The organism is Geomonas ferrireducens (assembly GCF_004917065.1).
In the GTDB taxonomy this organism is placed as follows: Bacteria; Desulfobacterota; Desulfuromonadia; order Geobacterales; family Geobacteraceae; genus Geomonas; species Geomonas ferrireducens.
Window position 1 is genome coordinate 1523341 of record NZ_SSYA01000001.1, and the last position, 20890, is coordinate 1544230.

The following is a 20890-nucleotide window of genomic DNA, read 5'->3' on the forward strand; positions in this document are numbered from 1 at the left end:
AGTGAGGATTATTGATGAGACTTTTTGCCGTTTTGATTGCCGTAGTCGTACTAACCGCTTCCCTCTCCCAGGCCGTAGGGCTTGCCAACGTGACCTCGAAGCAGGCTCAGACCGTGATGTCGAAGAACAAGAAGATGTTCCTGCTCGACGTGCGCACCCCGGACGAGTTCCGTCAGGCGCACCTGAAAGGGTCCGTGCTGATCCCGTTGGGCGAGCTGAACCGCAGGGTGCAGGAGATCCCGCGCGACCGGCCGGTGCTCGTGTACTGCGCCGTGGGCGCCCGCTCCGCCACCGCCGCGAGCTTTCTCGCCTCCAAAGGTTACCGCGAGGTCTACAACATGACCGACGGCATCGTCGGCTGGTACCAGAACGGTCTGCCGCTGCAGTTGGGCGGCAAGTAGTTTTCCCCCTCCCGGGCCCTCCCCCGCCTACGTCACCGCAAGGCTGCGGTTCGCAGGCGGGGGAGGGGACGCCGTCGCCTGCTACGGCTTAGCCGCCGTCGGCGCCACACCCACAGCTAAGCCCACCCCACACCCCACACCCCACACCCGCCACGCCACCCACGCGTCGGCCAGCACTGTCCCGCAGCCGGCAAGCCCCTACCAGCATCTACCAGTCGGACCAGTCGGACCAGTCGGACCAGTCGGACCAGTCGGACCAGTCGGCGGCCGAACCTCCTCCCCAAATTCTGGTAAACTTTTGCGGTCCTTTTGGCTCAAGGTATGCAGACAGGTTCCGATAAGCCCAAGCAGGGCTTCGGCCCATGGTGGAGGTAGCATGCAGGAGCAACTTGAAAACATAACCGCTTCCCTGCTTGAGGAGATCGACTCGGGGGTGGTCTACCTGGACGCCGGCGGCAGGGTACTGCTCATGAACCGCCGGGCGGAGGAGATCCTTCACATCGGCCGCGCCGAGGTCGTCGGCAAAAGGGTGGACATGCTGCCGCTTCGGACGCCGGTCTACCGCGTGCTCAGCGAGAACGTACAGGACGAGCCGGTGGAGGTGAGCATCGACGGCGCCGTGATCCAGGTCCGCTCCTCGAAGCTTCCCGGCGACACCCCGGGGGAACTCTTCCAACTGCGCGACATCAGCGCGGACAAGAAGGAGAAGCGCCAGCGCGAGGAGTTCGTGGCGATGATGACCCACGACCTCAAGTCGCCCCTTACCGTGATCATGGGGTACATGCAGGCGCTCATCGGGGAGATGCCCACCAAGATGGACCCCTCGCTGCATCTGTTCGTGAAGGAGATGGACAAGAGCGCCGCGAAGATGCTCTCCATGATCGACGACGTCCTTGACGCCTACCGCCTGGAGGCGGGCCTCTTGCAGATAGACCGCCAGCCCACCGACACCCGGGCCCTCCTGGAGGGGTGCTGCCGCGACGGAGAACAGGAGGCGGCGGTGCACGGTTCCTACTTCCTGAGCGACCTCTGCGACGGAATCCCGACACTCGATCTTGACGCGAAGCAGATAGCCAGGGTCTTCGCCAACCTGATCGGCAACGCGGTGAAGTTCACCCCGCGCCGCGGCACCATAAGCGTCAGCACCACGGTTGAGGACGACCGCCTGCTCGTGGAGGTCGCCGACACCGGCATCGGCATCCCGGAAAACGAGCTGCCGCGCGTCTTCAACAAGTACTTCCGCTCCTCGGCGGCCCGCGGCTTCAAGGGGACCGGCCTGGGGCTCACCATCAGCAAGGCGATCGTCGAAGCGCACGGCGGCAGTATCCGTGTCGAGAGCACCGCCGGCAAAGGGAGCCGCTTCACCGTCTTGTTGCCGCTCAAGGGGGAGCGCACCACCTTCAGGCGCCAATTTAAAGGTTAAAGTTTCCAGCGATGACGGCCGATTAGGCACTCATCGGCCGTAAATGAAAGGCCATGCGGGCCAAACCGCAGCAGCAAAATAAAGCCGCCGTGTGCGCGCATAGATAACAGCCAAGGAGGATAACAGCATGGGCAACGTATTGATAGTGGACGATTCCTCGACCATGAGAAAGATCATTTCCCGCAGCCTGCGCCAGGCGGGGCTTCCGGTAGACGACATCTACGAGGCCGGCGACGGCATCGAGGCGCTCTCCGCCATGGAAGGCAAAACCATCGACCTGATCCTGTCCGACATCAACATGCCGAACATGGACGGGCTCGAATTCATCAAGTGCGTCAGGGGCAAGGGAGTGAACACCCCGATCGTCATGATCACCACCGAGGGTGGCGAGGACATCCTCAAGGAAGCGATCAGCAACGGCGCCAGCGACAGCATCAAAAAGCCGTTCACGCCAGACCAGTTGAACGAGAAGCTCGGAGGACTCTTATGATGTCCCTCAACCAGGAAATCGCTACCGCGACACACCTGCAGGAGGCGGACCTGGCCACTTACGTCATCAACGCCACCAAAGAGGTGTTCGAAACCATGGTGATGATGGCCCTCGAGGATAGTTATCCCCTGAAGGAGCCCGTCACCTCCTTCCATTGCTCGGTCACCGGCATGGTCGGCCTGGCAGGGACCTACACTGGCATCCTCTCCATCCACTGTCCGCAGCACCTGGCTCTCAGGATCACCTCGAACATGCTCGGGATGGACGTGGACGAGGTGGGCGAGGACGTGAACGACGCCCTGGGCGAGATCGCCAACATGCTCGGCGGCTACGTGAAGCAGATCCTCTCCAAGGGGGGGCTCGATATCAACCTCTCCATCCCGACGGTAATCTCCGGAGAGGACTACACGGTCAACTCGATGGCCGACAGCGACTGCGTCATCATCCCCTTCACCAACGAGGGTGACCGGTTCCTTGTCGGGCTCAAACTCAGGAAGGAAGTCTAGGCGGTAGATTCAATGGCCGGATTCGAAAAACTACAATCGATGCTGGATGCCGCGATGAAGCAGGCGGGCGAAGAGAGCGGCATGCTCTTAGGCCAGGCCATGTCCGTGGCGGCTTCCGATGTCCTGAACACCAACCGCAAGAGCTACCTGGGTGACGAGGACAACCCGATCTACGTGGTCGGGGTGGAGTCGCGCGAGGCGTATCCGGGCTTTTTCTACCTCCTCTTCTCGCTGGGCGACACCATCGTGATGAGCTCGATCCTCCTCGGGATCCCGGGGCCCAGGATCCAGGAGAAACGCCGGCTTTCCATCCAGGAACCGGACGACGTGGACGCCTTCGGCGAGATCGCCAACCAGATCATCGGCTCCTTCAACTCGGTGTTCCAGCCGAACCTCCCCGACAAGGTGCACCTGAAGCTCCTTCCGCCGCAGAAGTACGTGCCGGGGACCGACCCCCTCACCGACGACGTCCCCTTTCCGGACGGTGAATACCTGATGTACCGTGCCCCCCTGCAGATCGAGGGGCATGAGATGAACATGGTGGACATCCTGATCCCGCACCCGCTGGCGAACCTGTTCGACCCGCAGCCGGAAGAGGCGGCGGTCGAGGCGGCCGCGCCCGAGGCTGAGGCGGCGGCCGAGGAGGCGGCTCCCGTGGCCTCCATCCTGGTGCTCGGGGACGACGACGGGCGCCGGGCACTGGTGGAAGGGCTTTCCGACAGCGGCATGAACCTCATCGACGCCCCCCTCGGGGCCGACCTGCCGGGCCTCTTCGCCCAGGGGGAGGTGAGGGTCGCTCTCATCTCGCTCAAAAACACCACCGACCGCGACCTCGCCATCTGCAAGCGGGTGGTGCCGCTCGTGGACCGAAGCGGCGGCGCCGTGCTCCTTTGCGCCCACGAATGGACCCGGACCGCGGTCCTCAAGGCGCTCAAGGCGGGCGTGAAGGGTGTGGTGATGCCCCCCTTCGAGCCGCACGAGCTCACCGAGAAGGTGGCGAAATTCCTGCACTGACGCACGAGTCAAAAAAACATCCCCCGCCGCAGTTTTTTTGACTGGCGGGGCGCGCCGAACTCCTTTTCGGCACCGCCGGAAAAAACTCCCCAGATAAAACCCTGCAGTATCGGTGGCTTAGCGTGACGGCGCGTTCCGCGCCGCTACGGCATGCCTTTTGCCAAGCACTCTTCCATGATCCGCTTCCCGCGCAAAACCAGACCGTGCCTCCTCCTGGGGCTCGTCACGACGCTCTTCGCCTGCGCGCTCCCGACGGGCGCCTTTGCACAGCAGCAAAATCGACTGCTGCGCGTCGCCGTATATCCCCATCAAGGGTTCACCAGGGTCAGCCTCTCCTTCCTCTCTCCACCGGATTACACGCTGCGCGTCCTCCCCGGGCGGGTCAGGCTCGAGGTGCGCGATGCCGACGCCCCGAGCTTCAAAAAGCTGCGCAACCTGAACGACCGTATGATCGCGGGGATAAACGCCTCCGAGACGCGCGGCCTGCTCAACGTATCGGTCCCGGTGCGCGTGGCCGATGCCGCGGCGCAAGCGGTCTCCTGCGCCAACCCCAGTGTCCTTTCCATCGACATCGGACCGGCGATGAAGCGCGTGAATCCGGTAGACATAGCGCCGGGGCGCGAGCCGATCCTTTCCGGCACCGAGCGCTTCGTGCGCGATTTCGACGCCGAGCCGGGCGGGGTTCCCTTCTCCCCGACGGACGGGAAGCTCCTGAAAGAGCTCCTCCCCGAGGGGGAGGCGCTTTTGTTTCAACAGGGGGAAAGCCTCCTGTACCGGGACCGCGCCGAGGAGGCGGTGAACGTCTTCGCCATGTTCGACAAGAAGGGGGATCGCGTGAAGGCGCTCGCCTCTTTCCGTTTGGGCGAGGCGTACGAGAAGCTTGGACGACACCAGGAGGCGCTTGCCTCGTTTCGCAACGCCGAAGCCCTCTGGCCCGGGTACCTGAACCAGGCGCCCGAGCTGATGCAGCCCTACTCCGACGCTCTTGCGCGCACCGGCGACTTCCCCGGTGCGAGGAGGATGCTGTTGCGCCTCATGGACCGCTACATCGGCACTCCGTATCAGGCCGAACTTTTGAACCGGCTCGCCGATCTGATCGAGCGCAACGGGCAGAAGGAGGCGGCGCTTGCGATGTACAGAAGCGTCGTGATGTACGCGCATGGGAGCGCCGCCGCGGGGAGGGCACGCCTGAAGCTCGCCGACCGGGCGCTCTTCTCAATCTCGCGCGACCGGTACCGCGAACTCCTCTCCAAGTATCAAACCATCTACGGCGAGCCCGGCGACCCCTCCTCCCGCGACGAGGCGCTCTTCAAGATGTCGCTGCTGCTCGCGCTCTACGCCCCTCCGAAGGATGCGCTCGAGGCGGCGGTGACCTACAACCGGCGTTACCCGCGCGGCATCTTCTCCACCGTTCTCAGCAAGATGCGCGAGGAGATCCTGTTCCCCGTTTACCAGGAGGCCGCCGCAGCCGGCAAAGACGACGCGCTCGTGCGCCTTGCCATGGACAACCGCGAGTACCTCTCCCGCTGCTTCGGCGACGCGGGCTTCGCTCCGCGGCTCTCGCAGGCCTTCGAGAAGACCGGGAAGACGGTGCAGGAGCTGGAGCTCTTCACCTACCTGGACGGCAAGAACTGGGCGGCTTCGAGCGCCCCCTTCATGCTTTCGCGCATGGTGGACGACGCGGTCGTTTTAGGCAACGCACCGCTGGCCGAGTCGACGGCGCGCGACTTCCTCGGGCGCTTCCCGCGCGACCCCAATCTCGGCAGGGTGCGGGAGCAGCTCGGGCGGCTCGCCTTCGAGAAGGGGGACCTCCCCGGCGCGGCGGCGCAACTCGCCTTCCTGAAGGCCCGAAACGCCAAGGCCGCTCTCCCCGACAGCGAGTACTACCTCGGCAAGGCGCTCCAGGCCGCCAAAGATCACGGCGGCGCGGTGCGCAGCCTGGTCCGCTTCACGACGAGCGCGAAAAGCGGCAATCCCCTCCTCCCGGACGCCTACTACAACCTCGCCGTCGAGCTCGCCGAGGTGAAGGATTACCCGCACGCCCTCGCGGCCTGCCAGGTCGGCGCCAGCGTCGCCGGCGGTGAAATGGTGGGGCAGTTCCTGTTCAAGACCGGGGAGCTGCAGGTAAAGCTCGGGGCGGTGCGCGAGGCGAAGGCGAGCTGGGAGAAAGCGACCGGCATGGGCGGGACCTGGGGCAAGCTGGCCGGCGAGGCGTTAAACGACTTAAACTGGCGCATGAAGATCGCCGGAGAACTTCCCTGATGCTGTCAGAAATATGACTTTGACGTCTTCGGCGCGTGCAAGCTGCCGATAACACGGACCTGTCGCGCTGGTACGGCTTTTGCTGCTGCAGCTTGGCGACAAGGAGGAAGCACATGCCTGTACAAGGAATTTTCGGGACGACCGTTGAACTTCTGGGGAAGACCCTGGATCTCAGGGCCAAACGGCAGACGATGATCTCGTCGAACCTCGCCAACGTGGAAACCCCCGGCTATACGCCCACCGACGTCTCTTTCGAGAGCCAGTTGAAGAGCGCCCTCAAGGGAGGGGCGAAGGATAGCGGGGTCACCAACCCGCGCCACATCCCGCTCAAGGGGCGCGCCGCGTCGCTTGAGAGGGTGCAGGGGGACGTGGTCGAGGTCGACACGCGCACCATGGGCCCGGACGGCAACGGTGTCGAGATGGAGACCGAGATGGGGCGTCTGGCCGAGAACCAGATCATGTACAACGCCAGTGTGCAGCTCCTCGGCAAGAAGTTCGATGAGTTGAAGCAGGCGATAAGGGGTACCTTATAATGGACTTTTTCACCTCGATGGACATCAGCGCCTCGGCCCTGGCCGCCGAGCGTACCAGGATGAACCTCATCTCCTCCAACCTGGCAAACGTCAATTCCACCAGGACAGCGGAAGGCGGCCCGTACCGGCGCAAGGACGCGGTCTTCACCGCCACTCCGCTCAAGGAGGCCGGCTCCTTCGGCGCGGCGCTCTCCCGCGCCAACGACGCCCGCAGCGTCCAGGTCACCCAGGTGAACGAGGACCCGCGCCCCCCGAGGATGCAGTACGAGCCGGGGCACCCGGACGCGGACCCGAACGGGTACGTGGCTTATCCCAACATCAACGTCGTCGAGGAGATGGCGGACATGATCACCGCAAGCCGCAGCTACGAGGCGAACATCACCGCGACCAACGCGGCGAAGAGCATGGCTCTCAAGACGCTCGATCTGCTGCGCTAGCGAGGAGGTAATCAATGGCAATGGAAATTTCGGCACTCACCAAGGTAGACGGCCTCTCGCAGGCGTTTCCCGCCAAGGAGGCGCAGGCCACCCAGGCCAACCCCGCCGTCGGCTTCGGCACGTTCCTCGAGGAGATGGTCTCCAAGGTGAACGAGCAGCAGGCGACCGCCGACAAGTCGATCCAGGCGATGGCGACCGGCGAGGGGAAAGGGCTGCACGAGGTCATGCTAGCGGTGGAAAAGGCGAACATCTCCTTCCAGCTCCTGACGCAGGTGCGCAACAAGGCGGTCGAGGCGTACCAGGAGATCATGAGGATGCCGGTATAACCTGCATAACTTGGAGACACCATGCCGGAAGGGCTTAAAAAATTGCTGGAACCTTTTCTCGCTCTGTCGACCGGGAAGCGGCTCGTCGTCGGGGGGGTGGCGCTCGTCTCGCTCCTCGCGTTCGCGGCGCTCATCACCGTGGCGAACAAGACGGACTACCGTCCGCTCTTCGCCAACCTGACGAGCGATGACGCCGGCGAGATCGTCAAAAAATTGAAAGAGCAGAAGGTGCCGTACCAGATCACCGACGACGGCAAGGCGATCATGGTCCCATCGGACAAGGTCTACGACCTGAGGCTCTCCATGGCGAGCGACGGACTCCCCCAGGGAGGCGGGGTAGGCTACGAGATCTTCGACCGCAAGAACTTCGGCATGACCGAGTTCGTGCAAAAGCTCAACTACCAGCGCGCCCTGCAGGGTGAGCTCTCGCGCACCATCGCCCAGATCGCGGGGGTCGAGTCGGCCCGCGTGCACCTCGCCATCCCGGAGAAGACGCTCTTCAAGGATGCCGAGAAACCGGCCACCGCCTCGGTCGTGCTCAAGATGAAGTCGAACCGCGGCCTCAGGGAGGCCGAGGTGCAGGGGATCGTGCATCTGGTCGCTTCCTCCATAGAGGGGATGGACCCCGAGCAGGTGACCGTTCTGGACAGCCGCGGCAAGATGCTCTCCGGCAACACCACTTCCGATCCCGCCAGCAAGCTGACCGGATCGCGCCAGGAAACCCAGAGGAACTTCGAGAAGACCCAGGAAGACAAGCTGCAGAGCCTTTTGGACCGCGTGGTTGGCTCCGGCAAGTGCGTGGCCCGCGTCACCGCGACCTTCGACTTCAAGCAGGTCGAGAAGTACGAGGAGCGCTACGACCCAGAGTCCGCGGCGGTCAGAAGCGAGCAGAGAAGCGAGGAGAAGGGGGGCACCACGACCACCGCATCCGGCGTTCCGGGAGCGCAGACCAACCTCGGGCGCACCGCGCCGGGGGGCGCAGGCCAAAGCGGCGGCGGCTCCAAGACCGACGAGACTCTGAACTACGAGGTGAGCCGCTCCACGGCCCGCATCATCGAGCCGGTGGGGGCGCTTTCCAAGGTATCGATCGCCGTGCTGGTGGACGGCAAGTACGACCTCCCCGTAGGCGCCAAGCCCGGGGCGACCCCGAAATACCAGCCGCGCACCCCGGACGAGATGCAGAAGATCGAGGCGCTGGTGAAGAGCGCGGTCGGCTTCAACGCCGAGCGCGGCGACCAGGTGACCGTGGCCAACATCCCCTTCCAGGAGACCGGCGAGGGGGGGGGCGAGAAGCCCCAGTGGTACGACGCCCCCATCGTGCAGGCCCTGATCAAGAACGGCCTGATTGGGCTCGGCTTCCTCGCCCTGATCCTGTTCGTGATCCGTCCGCTTCTGAAGATGCTCAAGGTGGAGAAGCCCGCCTCCTCCTTCATGCCGATCCAGGATGACGCCGAGCAGGCGCACATGCTCGAGATGCAGAAGCTTGCCCAAGAGAAGATGCGGGTCACCCAGATCGAGCTGGTGGAGAAGGTCAAGCAGGACCCCTACCAGGCCGCCCAGATCCTGCAGAACTGGCTGACGCGCAAGGACTAGATGAAATCCACGACCCCTAGAGGTGCAGCATGACCGGAGCCGAAAAGGCCGCCATACTCCTTTTATATCTGGGTCCCGAGGCGACCGCCAAGGTCTTCGGCCACATGGACGACGGCGACATAAAGAGGATCAGCCAGAGCATGTCGAAACTTGGCCACGTGCCGCGCGAGGAGATCGCGTCGGTGGTGGAGGAGTTCACCGACATCACTAACCCCGAGACCGGCTTCTTCTCCCAGGGGGAGGAGTTCGTCAAGAAGATCCTCGAGAAGGCGCTCGGCCCCTTGCGCGCCGAGACCCTGCTGCAGGAGATCCGCACCTCCGGCATCGGCGACATGGCCGACCTCCTCTCCACCATGGACCCCCGCACCATCGCGAACTTCTTTTCCCAGGAGCACCCGCAGACCATCGCCGTGGTGCTTGCCAAGCTGAAACCTAAGCAGACCAGCGAGATCATCTCGCTCCTGCCGCAGGAGCTGCAGGCCGAGGTAGTGATCAGGATCGCCGAGGTCGACCAGGTCTCCCCCGAGATCCTCGCCGAGATCGACGAGGTGATCCGGGTGGAGCTGACCGCCCTGGGCGGCGTGCAGCGCTTCAAGGTGGGGGGCGTCGAGAAGGTGGTCGACATGTTCGCGCATCTCGACAGAAGCCGCGAGAAGAAAATCCTGGACAAACTCGATACCATGAACCCGCCTTTGGCCGAGGTGATCAGGAAGCACCTCTTCACCTTCGAGGACATCTTCAAGCTGGACGATCGCGCCATCCAGTCCATCATGCGCGAGGTCTCCAACGATACCCTGACCCTCGCCATGAAGACTTCGCCGGACGAGGTGAAGGACAAGATATTCCGCAACATCTCCAGCCGTGCGGCGGAGATGATCAAGGAGGACCTGGAGGTCATGGGGCCGGTACGCCTCTCCGACGTGGAGAAGGCGCAGAGCGAGATCATCAAGATCGTCCGGAAGATGGAGGAAGAAGGGAAGGTGGTCATCGCCGGACGCGGGGCGGAAGATGTCCTCGTCTAAGATCATCAGGAAGGGGCTCGAGTCCCAGACCTTCATCCTGGAGCCGCTCGGTAACGAGCTGGTCCCCCCCCCGGGGCAGGACGTGTTCCGCCAGGTTTCCCTGGCCGGCGAGGAGCCGTTGCCGGCCGAGGAAGAGGAACCGGAGGTTCCCCCCGTCATGGTCCCCGAGGAGGATGCGCTCAGAAGGATCCAGCAGGCGCACGCGGAAGGGATGAAGAAGGGGAAGCAGCAGGCCGAGGAGGATCTTGCCAAGGTGAGCGAGGCGATGGCCCAGGCCCTCCTCGCCACCGGCGCGGTGCGCGGCCAGCTCATGCACGAGGCGGAGGAGGACCTCCTGAAGCTCTCGGCGATGATCGCCCGCAAGGTGATGATGCGTGAGCTCACCATCGATCCGGGGCTGATCGCGAACCTCGTGCACGGTGCGGTGGAGCTTGCCGCCGACGAGGGGGAGATCGTGGTCCGGCTGAACCCGGAGGAGTACCAGGTGGTGGCCTACTCGCCCCAGTTCCAGGCACTCACCCGGGACCGCAAGAAGATAGTCCTGCGCGAGGACCCGACGCTTGGCCCCGCCGCGTGCGTGGTGGAGACGGTGCGCGGAAACATAGACGCCGGCTTCGACGCCCAGCTCGAGGAGATCATGCGCCGGCTTTCCGAGGAGAGAAACGCGCGGCGGGAGGATGAAAACGGTGGGGATTGATCTGGCACGCTACCTGCCGGTGGTCGAGGCGGCCAAGCCGGTGCGCTTCAACGGGAAGGTGACCCAGGTGGTGGGGCTCGTGATCGAAGGGTTCTGCCCGGAGACCGCGGTCGGCAGCGTCTGCGAGGTGCACTCCGAGGGGCACGCGCCGATTCCCGCCGAGGTGGTCGGCTTCCGCGAGAACAAGACCCTGCTCATGCCGCTTGGCGAGCTGAGGGGGGTGGGGCTTGGCAGCGTCATCTCGGTCCGGCGCGAGAAGGCGGCCCTGGGGGTGGGACCTGCCCTTCTGGGGCGGGTCATCGACGGTCTCGGCGACCCCATCGACGACAAGGGGCCCATCGAGACGGTGGACGAGTACCCGATCTACGCGCTGCCGGTGAACCCGATGAAGCGCCGCCCGATCAGGAAGCCCCTGAACCTCGGCATCCGCGCCATCAACGGGCTTTTGACCTGCGGCGAGGGGCAGAGGGTCGGCATCATGGCGGGCTCCGGCGTCGGCAAGTCGACCCTTCTCGGCATGATAGCCCGCTACACCGAGGCGGACGTCAACGTCATCGCCCTGATCGGCGAGCGCGGCCGCGAGCTGCGCGAGTTCATCGAGAAGGACCTGCAGGCGGAGGGGCTCAGGAAATCGGTAGTCGTGGTGGCAACGAGCGACCAGCCGCCCCTGGTGCGCATGCGCGGCGCCTACATCGCGACCACCATCGCCGAGTATTTCCAGGCGCAGGGTAAGAAGGTGCTCCTCATGATGGACTCCGCCACCCGTTTCGCCATGGCGATGCGCGAGGTGGGTCTTGCCATCGGCGAGCCCCCGACCACCAAGGGGTACACCCCGAGTGTCTTCGCCGCGCTCCCGAGGCTTCTGGAGCGGACCGGCAACTTCCAGGGGGGTAGCATCACCGGCCTATACACCGTCCTCGTCGAGGGGGACGACTTCAACGAGCCGATCTCCGACGCGATGCGCAGCATCCTCGACGGCCACATCATCCTCACCCGAGAGCTTGCCGCTCGCAACATCTACCCCCCGATCGACCTTTTAAACAGCGCGAGCCGTGTCATGAGCGACGTGACCACGAGGGAACACCGGGCGCTTGCCGGGCAGTTCAAGGAGACCCTGGCGACCTACCGGCAGGCCGAGGACATGATCAACATCGGCGCCTACAAGGCGGGGAGCAACCCGAAGATCGACACGGCGGTGGCGAGGATGGACCGGATGGTCGCGTACCTGAAGCAGGACGTGGCCGACGAGGTGAATTTCGAGGAATCGATCGAGGCGCTCGCGAGGATATTTGAGTAGCACGCTTTATGCAGCATGCTCTGCGGCCCCGGGCCGCGTGCCGGGATTTTGACACGCCGCCCGCAGGGATCAGGAAATAGTTGAACACGCCACGGGGGGTGGGCTGAATACACCCAGTGGAGCTTGGCGGAGGTGGGAGGAAAGACCATGGCAGGACAGGAATTCAGGCTCGAACAGGTGCTCAAGTTCCGCAAGGAAGTGGAGAAAATGCACCAACTGGAACTCGCTGCGGCGAAGCAGCAGCACGAGAGCGCCAGGGAGCGGCTGAAAAACGAAAAGGCCATGATGGAGCAGCGGGAAAAGGAATGCGCCGAGCGCCAGATGAACGGCATCGAGGCGAAGGACCTGCAGCTCTACGGCGACTTCTCCAGGAGAAAGAGCCAGGAAATCCTGCAGTTGCGGGAGAGCTTGGTGGGCCTTGAGAAGGCGGTGCAGGAAAAGCGCGAGGCCCTTTTGGCCGCGGCGAAGGAAAAGAAGGCCCTTGAGGTTTTCAAGGAGAAGAAGATGCGGGACCTGAGGATGGAACAGCTGAACCGGGAACGCGCCTTCCTGGACGAGATCGCAGTCCAGGGGAGGGGGCGTAAGTGAAAGGGTTGTTACGGACCGCCGCCGTCGCCCTCGTCGCGCTGCCGCTTTTGAGCGGTGGTGGGGAAGGGCCCTCGGTGCAGGCGGCCGAGGTGAAGAACGCTCCCCGCTCCGCGGCTTCCACCGAGGCCGCGGCACTCGAGGCGAAACGGCAGCAACTGGCACAGAAGGAAGCGGCGCTGAACGCGAAGGAGGCTGAGCTGAACCGCCTCGCCACCAAGCTCGACGCCCGGGTTGCGGAACTGAACGCGGCCAAGAAGGGGATCGAGGAGTCGCTCACCGCGAAGAACAAGCAGGACGACGAGCGTTACAAAAAAATGATCAAGATCTACAAGGGGTTGAAGCCGGAGGAGGCGGGTAACCTGCTCAACAAGCTGAACGAGAAGATGGTGATCCAGATGCTGAACCAGATGGATCAGAAGACCGCCGTCAAGCTCATCCCCTTCATCAGCCAGCCGCGGGTCCTTGAATGGACCAGGCTGAACCTCGCCGGCAAGTAGGCGAAGATACGGATTGAACCGCCCGCCAGGGCGGATTCGACCGGCGGCGGACGCCGCCGTAATGCCAAACAAAAAGGAGGTGATACGAGATGATGATTCAAAACGCAGCATTTATTCCAGACGCCTTCCCGGCGGCTCCGGCTGGGACGGCAACAGCGGCACCCTCCGGTACCGGTGGTTTCCAGCAGATGCTCCAGGGGAAACAGGTGCAGGCCTCCTCCCAGGACAAAGCGGAAGCGAAGCAACCGGCGGCGCAAGGCAAACCCGCGAAGGAAGCCGGTGCGAAGGCCGACGCGGCGTCGCAAGCCATCCCCCGCAAGGGAGCGGTCTCCCAGGAGGCGCAGCCGGGGGCTACGGTTGCGGCAAGGCAACGCCCGGCGCAGGATGCCTCCGACGGTGCGGTGCGGGAAGCGACCGCGGCGACCGCAGGGCCTGCGGACAAGGCGCCTTCCGAAAAGGTTGGAGCCCCGGAGGAAGCGGCAACACCCGCGCAGGACACAACTTCCGTCGACCTGGTGCGGTCGGCGCAGGACAACGTCCCGGCGGGGGGCATCCCGGAACCCAACCCGGGACTGGTCGTGGCGACGGCGCAAGTAGCGTCACACCAGGAGCAAAAGGCAGGCGTGGGCAACGCCGACGAGGCGGGCGCTCAGGCGCTCTCCAGACTGGAAGCCCTGCAGCAGCGGCTGCAGCAGCCTGATGCAGGGGCAAAAGGTCCCCAGGGCGGGGAGCCCGAGGCCGCACAGGCGGTGAAGTCGGAAGTCGGGCAGGAAGTGAAGCAGGAAAAAACCGGAGACCGGCCTCTTATGGGCGCGGCAACCGGAGCCGAAACAGGCCAGAAGGCCGAGGCGGCGCAGCTTCCCCGCGAGGAGCGGGGAGCAAAGGTTATCACTCCGACGGGTGCCACAGAAAGGGCACAGGTCGAGAAGCCCCAGGCGCAGGAGGCGTCCGGGAAGGTGGCGCAGCCCAAGGAGCTTCCCGAGGCGGCCAAAACATCCGTCGTTGCCGATCAGACGGCAGCGGCAGAGCGTCTCTCCGCGCGGCAGCAAGGGGAGGGACGGTTCGTCGCCATGCCGGTACGCGACCTCTCCGGGCAGACGGCGGAGAGCACAAAGGTGGCGGCAACTGCCGTTACCGGCGACACGGTAACCGAGGCGACGGCCCCGGCACAGGGGGACGCTGCCACGGCGACCAAAGAAACCCCTGGCGCCGTTGACGGCGCGACACGGGAAACGACGGCAAAGCAGGCAGCCGTCGAGGTCAAGGTGGCCTCCGGCGAGGGCAAGAAGGATAACGTTGCCGGCGCGGAGCCGCAACCGACCCAGGCCTCCGCCGACGCCGATCCCGCGACGGGGAAGGCCCAGCAGCACAGGGAGATGCGCCACGGCGAGTCGCCCGCAGGCAAGGAAGGGCGCGGCGCTGAGCAGGCTTTGCAGGCCGGCGCGGCGAAGAACCCCGGCGAAGAGGTTTCCGGCACCGGACGTGCAACACCCGCGGCAAGCAAGCTGACCTCGGAAACGGGTGCGGTTCGTGAGGCTTCGGAAAGCCATGGCGGCGGGACGCAGCAAAAAGGGGAGCAGCAAAACGGGCATATGCTCGGCGCCGGGGTAGTGGCGCAGGGGAACACCGCCGACACGGTGCCTGTCGAAGCGAAACAGGCGCAGGCAAGGAGCCTGCTGCACGAGAGCATATTGGCGCAGGTAAAGGAAGGGGTGGTGACCCATGATGGCAAGGGGAACGGCCAGATGAGCATCCGGCTGAACCCGGGGGAACTGGGTGAGTTGAAGATCCAGGTCCGCATGGAGAACAACCGGCTGAACGTGGAAGTCCAGGCCGACAACCGGATGGTCAAGGACCTGCTCCTTGGCAACCTCGACTCCCTCAAGGAGGCCCTTTCCGGCAAGAATCTCACCATGGACGGTTTCAACGTCTCCACCGGCGGTGGCGGCTTCAACGGCCCGCTCAATGAGGAGCGAGGGAACCAGAAACAGCAGCAGCCCCAAAGGTTCGCCAGGGGTGCAGGGTACGACGGCCAGGATGCACCGCGAGTCAATTATCTGACTGCCGAGGTCAACAGCCTGCTCGACGTGAGATTCTAAAAAGGAGGAAGGCATGATTACCGATGCAACATCGGCGGCAAGCACCTCGCAGGCGGCGGCCGCCATGAAACAGGCAACCGGGATGAACAAGGACGACTTCCTGAAGTTGTTCGTGACCCAGCTGCAGAACCAGGACCCCCTGAATCCGCAGGACGGCACGCAGTTCATCTCCCAGCTGGCCCAGCTGACCCAGGTCGAGCAGGCCTACAACACCAACACGAACCTCCAGAGCCTCTTGTCCCAGGGGAACAACGCGGGAACCCTCGCGGCGGTCTCCCTGATCGGCAAGGAAGTGGAGGCACCCGGTTCGCAGGTGGAACTCAGCTCCGGGAGCGCTTCCGCGGTCAACTACAACCTGGCGCGCAGCGCCACGACGGTCACCGTCTCGATCCTCGACGCCAACGGCAAGGTGGTGAAGACCATCGACGGCGGGGCACAGGGCATCGGGAACAACAGCGTGAGCTGGGACGGCACCGACAACTCCGGCGCAACGCTCACCCCGGGCGCCTACAGCTTCAGCGTCTCGGCAAAGGATGCAACCGGCAACACGGTCACCAGCACGGGGCTGGTGCGCGGCAAGGTGAACGGCGTAGACATGTCCGGAACCACACCGATACTCTCCGTCGGATCGCTCAAGCTGAACCTTACGGACGTCACTTCGGTAACCGAGGGGGCCTAGGATGATCGACAACAGCATCCTCTTTCCCCAACCGATCCAGGCACCGGTAAAACCTAACGCGAACGGGAACAAGCCCGCCGCGAAGGGAACCGGCAGCGGCACAGCGTTCGCCCAGGTCCTGGACCAGAAACTCCCGGGGCAGCCGGTAAAGCTGTCGCAGCACGCCCAGGAGCGCCTGAAATCCCGCGGCATCACCCTCTCGGACGCCGACATGAAGCAGCTGGAAGGGGCGGTGGACAGCGTGGCGCAAAAGGGTGGCAGGGAGTCCCTGATCCTGATGGGAGATGCGGCCCTCGTGGTAAGCGTCAAAAACCGGACAGTGGTCACCGCCATGGATCGTCAGGGGATGAAAGGAAACGTTTTCACCAACATCGACTCGGCAGTATTTTTCTAAACACGACAAACGAAACGGGCTGGCCCTCCAGAAGGAAAGCCCGCGGGACACCGACCGACAGAGGCGTCCCACAACCTAAGCCCAAGGAGGCAAAAAAATGAGCGTTACTTCCGCACTGTTTACCGGCGTTACCGGTCTCATCCAGAACGGCGAAGCGATGAACGTTATCGGCAACAACATCTCCAACGTCAACACCGTAGGCTTCAAGGGGGCAAGGACCCTCTTCTCCGATATGCTCTCCCAGAACGTAGGCGGCGGCTCCCAGATCGGTAAAGGCGTGCAGATGCAGGTAGTGCAGAACATGTTCAGCCAAGGCTCCACCCAGACCTCGGAGAACGTCACCGACCTCTCCATCCAGGGGAACAGCTTCTTCGCGCTGGCGCCGCCGACCGCAACCTTCCCCATCGGCACCCAGAATTCCGCGTTTCTCTCCCGCGCCGGTGCCTTCCAGGTGGACAACAACCTGACCCTGGTGAACCCGGACGGCTACCAGGTGCTCGATACCCAGGGGAACCCGATCAAGTTCGTGAACTCCGGCACCGCGCCGACCACCGACTTCGGCAAGATCATCAGCATCGACAACTCGGGACTGATCACCTACCTCGCCACCGACGGCATCACCCAGAACTACTACAACACCTCCGGGGCGGTCGGTGTCCCTGCGACCGTCGCGAACTCGGCCACCGTGCAGCGTCTGGCGACGGTCACCGCTTCCGATCCGACCGCGCTCACCAAGATGGGGGGCTCGCTCTACCAGGCGACCACCGATGCCGGCGTGCCGTCGGCCGCTTTCTCCCTCGCCGCGAACAAGCCCAATGGCGTGAGCGAGAAGATCCTCTCCAACAGCCTCGAACAGAGCAACGTCGACATGGCGAGCGAGTTCGTCAAGATGATCATCACGCAGAGGGCCTACTCGGCCAACTCCAAGACCATCACCACCACGGACCAGATGACGCAGGAAGTTCTGCAGCTGATCCGCTAGCGAAACCGGGGGCGCGGCGCAAGCCGCGCCCCCAATCCTTCCCCGCGTCAAAGCCGCCCCCGACGTCGTAGCTCTGACACCCGCGTCCCCCTCCGGCGCGCTCGCCCTTTCCGGGTTCCATCCCCTTCGTTTCCACTCCCGTATCTCGCATGCCGCGCGGAAATGCGCTCCCTGCGTCGCGTTAGCCGCACCGGCAGCCTGAAGCAACGGTGAGCCGGTCAAAAAGTTGACCCGGTTCCGGCCGCCGCATAGGGCCCCCTCATTCCCCGGCATATCACGATACATCGAGATACGGTGCAAGGCGCCGTAACATAAGGGTTTGCAAGCTTTTCGACCGGTGCCATCCCGCGCCCGTGCCGTCATAACAGGCGCGGCTTCGCGGATCTGGCATCTCGGTTGCAAGGGTGTTCAAACCGAATACACCAGCTCTCGCTGTTTAAAAGGAGAACCCAGCATGGCCGAACCGGCAAAGGCCCCAGAGACCCCCGAAAAGAACAATAAGAAGCTCTTCATCATCATCGGCGCCGTTGTGGCGGTCCTCGCCATCGGCGGGGCGGCCGCCTTCTTCATGGGAGGGGGCAAGAAGGAAAAAGCTCCCGAAGGCGCAAAGGTCGAGGCGAAGGCGGAAGGTGGGGAGCATGGAGCACCGGCCAAGGAAGGGGGCGAGGGGGGGGCTGCCATGGGCGGCACCATCTATCCCCTGGAGCCCTTCATCGTCAACATCTACGACGGTCAGGAACTGCGCTACCTGAAGATCAAGGTGGAGTTCGAGATGGCCAACCCCCAGGCGAAAGCCGAGCTTGACGCGAAGCTCGCACCGCTTCGGGACGCCATCCTCATCCTCCTGACCACCAAGACCATGCAGGAGATCCAGGACCTGCAGGGTAAAAACCAGCTGCGCGAACAGATCCTCGCCGCCGTTTCCAAGGTGGTGCCGCCCAGCAAGATAACCAAGGTCTATTTCACCGACTTCGTCGTGCAGTAGAGGTGCTCCCGATGGAAAAAATCCTCACGAAGGAAGAGATCGACGCCCTCGTGGCGGCCGTGTTCAGCGGGACCCTGGTCCTTGAGCGCGAGCTCCACTCGGAAAAGACCGCGCGGGTTCGCCGCACCGAATACGTGGTGCAGTAAAAGGTGCCATCGATGGAAAAACTCCTCACCAAGGAAGAGATTGACGCCCTAGTGGCGGCCGTTTTCGACGGGACCCTGGTCCCGGAGAACGAGCTTGCCAAGGAAGGGTCTCAGGCGGAGCAGTTCGACCTGCTCGACATCGAGGCTCATCGCGCCATCCCGAACCTTGACATCGTCTACGATGGTTTCATCCGCTACAACCGGGTCACCATGTCGAACCGGCTCGGGCGGATGGTGGACATCAAGAAGGAGGAGGCGGTCCCCTACAAATTCGGGGATTTCCTGAGCGTGCTTCCTTCGCCGGTCTGTATGGCGATCTACAAGATGGACCCCCTGAAGGGAGCCGCCCTCATCGCCTTCGACAGCACCCTGGTCTTCACCATCGTGGACAGCATCCTGGGCGGCTCCGGCGTTACGTCGGGGCAGGGGATGAACCGCCTGTTCACATCAATCGAACTCCGCCTCGTAGAGAAGATCGTCAAGGATGCCCTGGCCGACCTGGAGCGCGCATGGGCGCCGCTTTGCCCGGCGAGCATGAACCTGTTGCGCCTGGAGATGAACCCGCGCCTGGTGAACATCGTCCCTCCCGAGTACCAGGTGGTCACCATGAGCATGAAGATCCAGATCGAAGAGACGGTGGGGAACATGATCCTCGCCATCCCGTTCCTGACCATCGAGCCGATCCGCGACAAGCTGAAGCGCGGGGTGCAGATGGACATGATGGTGGTGGACCCGCTCTGGTCCTACCGCCTCTCGGAGGAACTCATGGGGGCGCCGATGGACATCTCGGTCGAGATGGGTGGGGCGACCATATCGCTCGCAGACCTTACCGGCCTTACGGCGGGTGACGTGGTCATGCTCGACACAAGCGGCAAGGACGAGCTTGTCGTGAAGGTGGGCGGCACCAAGAAGTTTATGGGAATTGCCGGGGTAAGCGGCGGTAACAAGGCGGTACAGATCACGCGTGCCCTGACTGGAGGTGAAGATTGAGCGAAAAACTCGCTTTGGACGAACAGAAGGAAGCCCCGCAGGTGAAGAACCTGGACTTCATCATGGATATCCCGCTGCAGCTAACCGTCGAGCTCGGGCGCACCAAGCTCCTCGTGCGGGACGTTTTGCAGCTGAACCAGGGGTCGGTGGTGGAGCTCACGAAGCTTGCCGGCGAACCGCTGGACGTCTTCGTAAACTCGAAGCTCGTTGCGCGCGGCGAGGCGGTGGTGGTGAACGACAAGTTCGGCATCAGGCTCCTCGACATCGTGAGCCCGAACGAAAGGGTGGACAAGGTGCTATGAGAACGCTTGCCGCAGTAACCGCCTTGCTTTTCGCCCTCCCCGGGGCGGCTCACGCCGAAGGCGGGCCCGACCTGGTGGGGAGCATGGCCCAGATGGCGGGCTCGCTGATGCTCGTGATCGGAATCATCCTGATCCTCTATTACTTAGCCGGGCGCCTGCTGAAGATGCCGCAGGGGAACCGGGGCGGCTACATCCGCGTGGTGGAGACGAAGCACCTCGCCCCGAAAAAGTCGCTCATGCTGGTGGAGGTTGGCGGAGAGTACCTGCTCCTTAGTAACAGCGGCGAGGGGGTCACCCTGATCAAGCAGGTGGAGATGCTGGAGGAGATCGAGGTGGTCCCCGAAGGCGTCGGCGGGCTGGTCGTACCGGACCGGCTCAAGGACAAGCTGGCGGCGCTCAAGGGTGTGCTCCCGCGCAGGGAGGCGCCGCTCGCACAGTTAAGGAAAAGCGGTGGATGTGCGTGAAAGCTGACAAGATCCTCGGGGTCGTTCTTCTGGCGGCCCTCTCCCTCGTTCTGGTCGCGACTGCGGGTGCCGAGCCCCTCTCCCTCCCCACGGTAAGCGTCGGGGTCGGCAAGGTGAGCAAGCCCGGCGACGTCTCCGTGGTGCTGCAGATCTTCTTCATGATGACGGTCATCTCGCTGGCGCCAAGCCTTCTGATGATGACCACCTCCTTCACCCGCATCGTCGTCGTGCTCTCCTTTCTCCGTTCGGCGCTCGGGACGCAGCAGGCCCCTTCGAACCAGATCATCGTAGGGCTGTCGCTGTTTCTCACCTTCTTCGTGATGGCGCCGGTCTGGCAGCAGGTGAACACCCAGGCGCTGCAGCCCTACAAGGCGAACACTATCACCCAGGAGGAAGCGCTCAAGCGCGGCGTGGCGCCGCTCAGGAAATTCATGCTCTCCCAGGTGCGCGAGAAGGACCTGGCGCTCTTCATCAGCCTTTCAAAGCTCCCGAGGCCCCGTAACGCCGACGACATCCCGACCATGACGCTGATCCCGGCCTACATGGTGAGCGAGCTGAAGACGGCGTTCCAGATCGGGTTTCTCATTTTCATCCCGTTCCTCGTGCTGGACATGGTGGTCGCGTCGGTGCTCATGTCGATGGGTATGATGATGCTGCCGCCGGTGATGATCTCGCTACCCTTCAAGATCCTCCTCTTCGTGCTGGTGGACGGCTGGGGGCTCGTGATCGGGTCGCTGGTGAAGAGCTTCGGATAAGGAGTTAG

At 63.6% G+C, this 20890-nt stretch carries 25 protein-coding genes; all 25 read left to right on the plus strand.

Annotated elements, in window-relative coordinates; translation table 11 throughout:
• The first annotated feature begins 14 nt into the window (after positions 1-14).
• The 25 genes from E8L22_RS06610 to fliP all read left to right on the plus strand — a co-directional run bounded on the left by E8L22_RS06610 (position 15) and on the right by fliP (position 20882).
• Positions 15-401 (plus strand): rhodanese-like domain-containing protein, encoded by a 387-nt coding sequence (locus tag E8L22_RS06610; protein WP_136524406.1) that lies wholly within the window; start codon positions 15-17, stop codon positions 399-401.
• Between the two features lie 376 nt (positions 402-777).
• Positions 778-1824 (plus strand): sensor histidine kinase, encoded by a 1047-nt coding sequence (locus E8L22_RS06620; RefSeq protein WP_136524410.1) that lies wholly within the window; start codon positions 778-780, stop codon positions 1822-1824.
• 127 nt (positions 1825-1951) lie between these two features.
• Positions 1952-2314: a response regulator gene (locus E8L22_RS06625; RefSeq protein ID WP_129124856.1), complete on the plus strand. Its 363-nt coding sequence runs from the start codon at positions 1952-1954 to the stop codon at positions 2312-2314.
• The gene (locus E8L22_RS06630; protein ID WP_407925344.1) at positions 2311-2820 is read left to right on the plus strand and encodes a chemotaxis protein CheX; all 510 of its coding nucleotides are present in this window, start codon (positions 2311-2313) and stop codon (positions 2818-2820) included. Before E8L22_RS06625 ends, E8L22_RS06630 begins: the two co-directional genes overlap by 4 nt.
• Before the next feature lie 12 nt (positions 2821-2832).
• The gene (locus E8L22_RS06635) at positions 2833-3834 is read left to right on the plus strand and encodes a response regulator (protein ID WP_136524412.1); all 1002 of its coding nucleotides are present in this window, start codon (positions 2833-2835) and stop codon (positions 3832-3834) included.
• 150 nt (positions 3835-3984) lie between these two features.
• Positions 3985-6096 carry a tetratricopeptide repeat protein gene (locus E8L22_RS06640; protein ID WP_136524413.1) on the plus strand — a complete coding sequence of 704 codons (2112 nt, stop codon included), beginning with the start codon at positions 3985-3987 and terminating at the stop codon, positions 6094-6096.
• A 113-nt stretch (positions 6097-6209) separates the two neighbouring features.
• Complete coding sequence (flgB, locus tag E8L22_RS06645; RefSeq protein WP_136524414.1) at positions 6210-6629, plus strand: flagellar basal body rod protein FlgB; 420 nt, start codon at positions 6210-6212, stop codon at positions 6627-6629.
• On the plus strand, positions 6629-7066 hold the full coding sequence (flgC, locus tag E8L22_RS06650; protein WP_136524415.1) for a flagellar basal body rod protein FlgC: 438 nt from the start codon (positions 6629-6631) through the stop codon (positions 7064-7066). The genes flgB and flgC overlap by 1 nt, the downstream gene beginning before the upstream one ends.
• Positions 7067-7086: 20 nt before the next feature.
• Entirely contained in the window at positions 7087-7392 is a 306-nt protein-coding gene (fliE, locus tag E8L22_RS06655; RefSeq protein ID WP_136524837.1) for a flagellar hook-basal body complex protein FliE, read from the plus strand.
• Positions 7393-7413: 21 nt separating this feature from the next.
• Positions 7414-8985 carry a flagellar basal-body MS-ring/collar protein FliF gene (gene fliF / locus E8L22_RS06660; RefSeq protein WP_136524416.1) on the plus strand — a complete coding sequence of 524 codons (1572 nt, stop codon included), beginning with the start codon at positions 7414-7416 and terminating at the stop codon, positions 8983-8985.
• 29 nt (positions 8986-9014) lie between these two features.
• Positions 9015-10007 (plus strand): flagellar motor switch protein FliG, encoded by a 993-nt coding sequence (fliG, locus tag E8L22_RS06665; RefSeq protein ID WP_135869199.1) that lies wholly within the window; start codon positions 9015-9017, stop codon positions 10005-10007.
• On the plus strand, positions 9994-10704 hold the full coding sequence (locus E8L22_RS06670; RefSeq protein WP_136524417.1) for a FliH/SctL family protein: 711 nt from the start codon (positions 9994-9996) through the stop codon (positions 10702-10704). The genes fliG and E8L22_RS06670 overlap by 14 nt, the downstream gene beginning before the upstream one ends.
• Entirely contained in the window at positions 10694-12001 is a 1308-nt protein-coding gene (gene fliI / locus E8L22_RS06675) for a flagellar protein export ATPase FliI (RefSeq protein WP_246037916.1), read from the plus strand. Before E8L22_RS06670 ends, fliI begins: the two co-directional genes overlap by 11 nt.
• Positions 12002-12148: 147 nt before the next feature.
• Complete coding sequence (gene fliJ / locus E8L22_RS06680; RefSeq protein WP_136524418.1) at positions 12149-12589, plus strand: flagellar export protein FliJ; 441 nt, start codon at positions 12149-12151, stop codon at positions 12587-12589.
• Positions 12586-13086 carry a MotE family protein gene (locus E8L22_RS06685; RefSeq protein WP_136524419.1) on the plus strand — a complete coding sequence of 167 codons (501 nt, stop codon included), beginning with the start codon at positions 12586-12588 and terminating at the stop codon, positions 13084-13086. The genes fliJ and E8L22_RS06685 overlap by 4 nt, the downstream gene beginning before the upstream one ends.
• 89 nt (positions 13087-13175) lie before the next feature.
• Positions 13176-15185: a flagellar hook-length control protein FliK gene (locus E8L22_RS06690; protein ID WP_136524420.1), complete on the plus strand. Its 2010-nt coding sequence runs from the start codon at positions 13176-13178 to the stop codon at positions 15183-15185.
• A 13-nt stretch (positions 15186-15198) separates the two neighbouring features.
• Positions 15199-15864, plus strand: a complete 666-nt coding sequence (locus tag E8L22_RS06695; protein WP_136524421.1) for a flagellar hook assembly protein FlgD — start codon at positions 15199-15201, stop codon at positions 15862-15864.
• Position 15865: 1 nt separating this feature from the next.
• Complete coding sequence (locus E8L22_RS06700; RefSeq protein ID WP_135869206.1) at positions 15866-16258, plus strand: TIGR02530 family flagellar biosynthesis protein; 393 nt, start codon at positions 15866-15868, stop codon at positions 16256-16258.
• Positions 16259-16355: 97 nt separating this feature from the next.
• The gene (locus E8L22_RS06705) at positions 16356-17240 is read left to right on the plus strand and encodes a flagellar hook-basal body protein (RefSeq protein WP_136524422.1); all 885 of its coding nucleotides are present in this window, start codon (positions 16356-16358) and stop codon (positions 17238-17240) included.
• A 454-nt stretch (positions 17241-17694) separates the two neighbouring features.
• Complete coding sequence (locus tag E8L22_RS06710; RefSeq protein ID WP_136524423.1) at positions 17695-18225, plus strand: flagellar basal body-associated FliL family protein; 531 nt, start codon at positions 17695-17697, stop codon at positions 18223-18225.
• Positions 18226-18236: 11 nt separating this feature from the next.
• The gene (locus tag E8L22_RS21875) at positions 18237-18371 is read left to right on the plus strand and encodes a hypothetical protein (protein WP_281275004.1); all 135 of its coding nucleotides are present in this window, start codon (positions 18237-18239) and stop codon (positions 18369-18371) included.
• Between the two features lie 12 nt (positions 18372-18383).
• The gene (fliM, locus tag E8L22_RS06715; RefSeq protein ID WP_136524424.1) at positions 18384-19361 is read left to right on the plus strand and encodes a flagellar motor switch protein FliM; all 978 of its coding nucleotides are present in this window, start codon (positions 18384-18386) and stop codon (positions 19359-19361) included.
• On the plus strand, positions 19358-19663 hold the full coding sequence (gene fliN, locus E8L22_RS06720; RefSeq protein ID WP_136524425.1) for a flagellar motor switch protein FliN: 306 nt from the start codon (positions 19358-19360) through the stop codon (positions 19661-19663). Before fliM ends, fliN begins: the two co-directional genes overlap by 4 nt.
• The gene (fliO, locus tag E8L22_RS06725; protein WP_136524426.1) at positions 19660-20127 is read left to right on the plus strand and encodes a flagellar biosynthetic protein FliO; all 468 of its coding nucleotides are present in this window, start codon (positions 19660-19662) and stop codon (positions 20125-20127) included. The genes fliN and fliO overlap by 4 nt, the downstream gene beginning before the upstream one ends.
• On the plus strand, positions 20124-20882 hold the full coding sequence (fliP, locus tag E8L22_RS06730) for a flagellar type III secretion system pore protein FliP (RefSeq protein WP_281276074.1): 759 nt from the start codon (positions 20124-20126) through the stop codon (positions 20880-20882). The genes fliO and fliP overlap by 4 nt, the downstream gene beginning before the upstream one ends.
• The last annotated feature ends 8 nt before the right edge of the window (positions 20883-20890 follow it).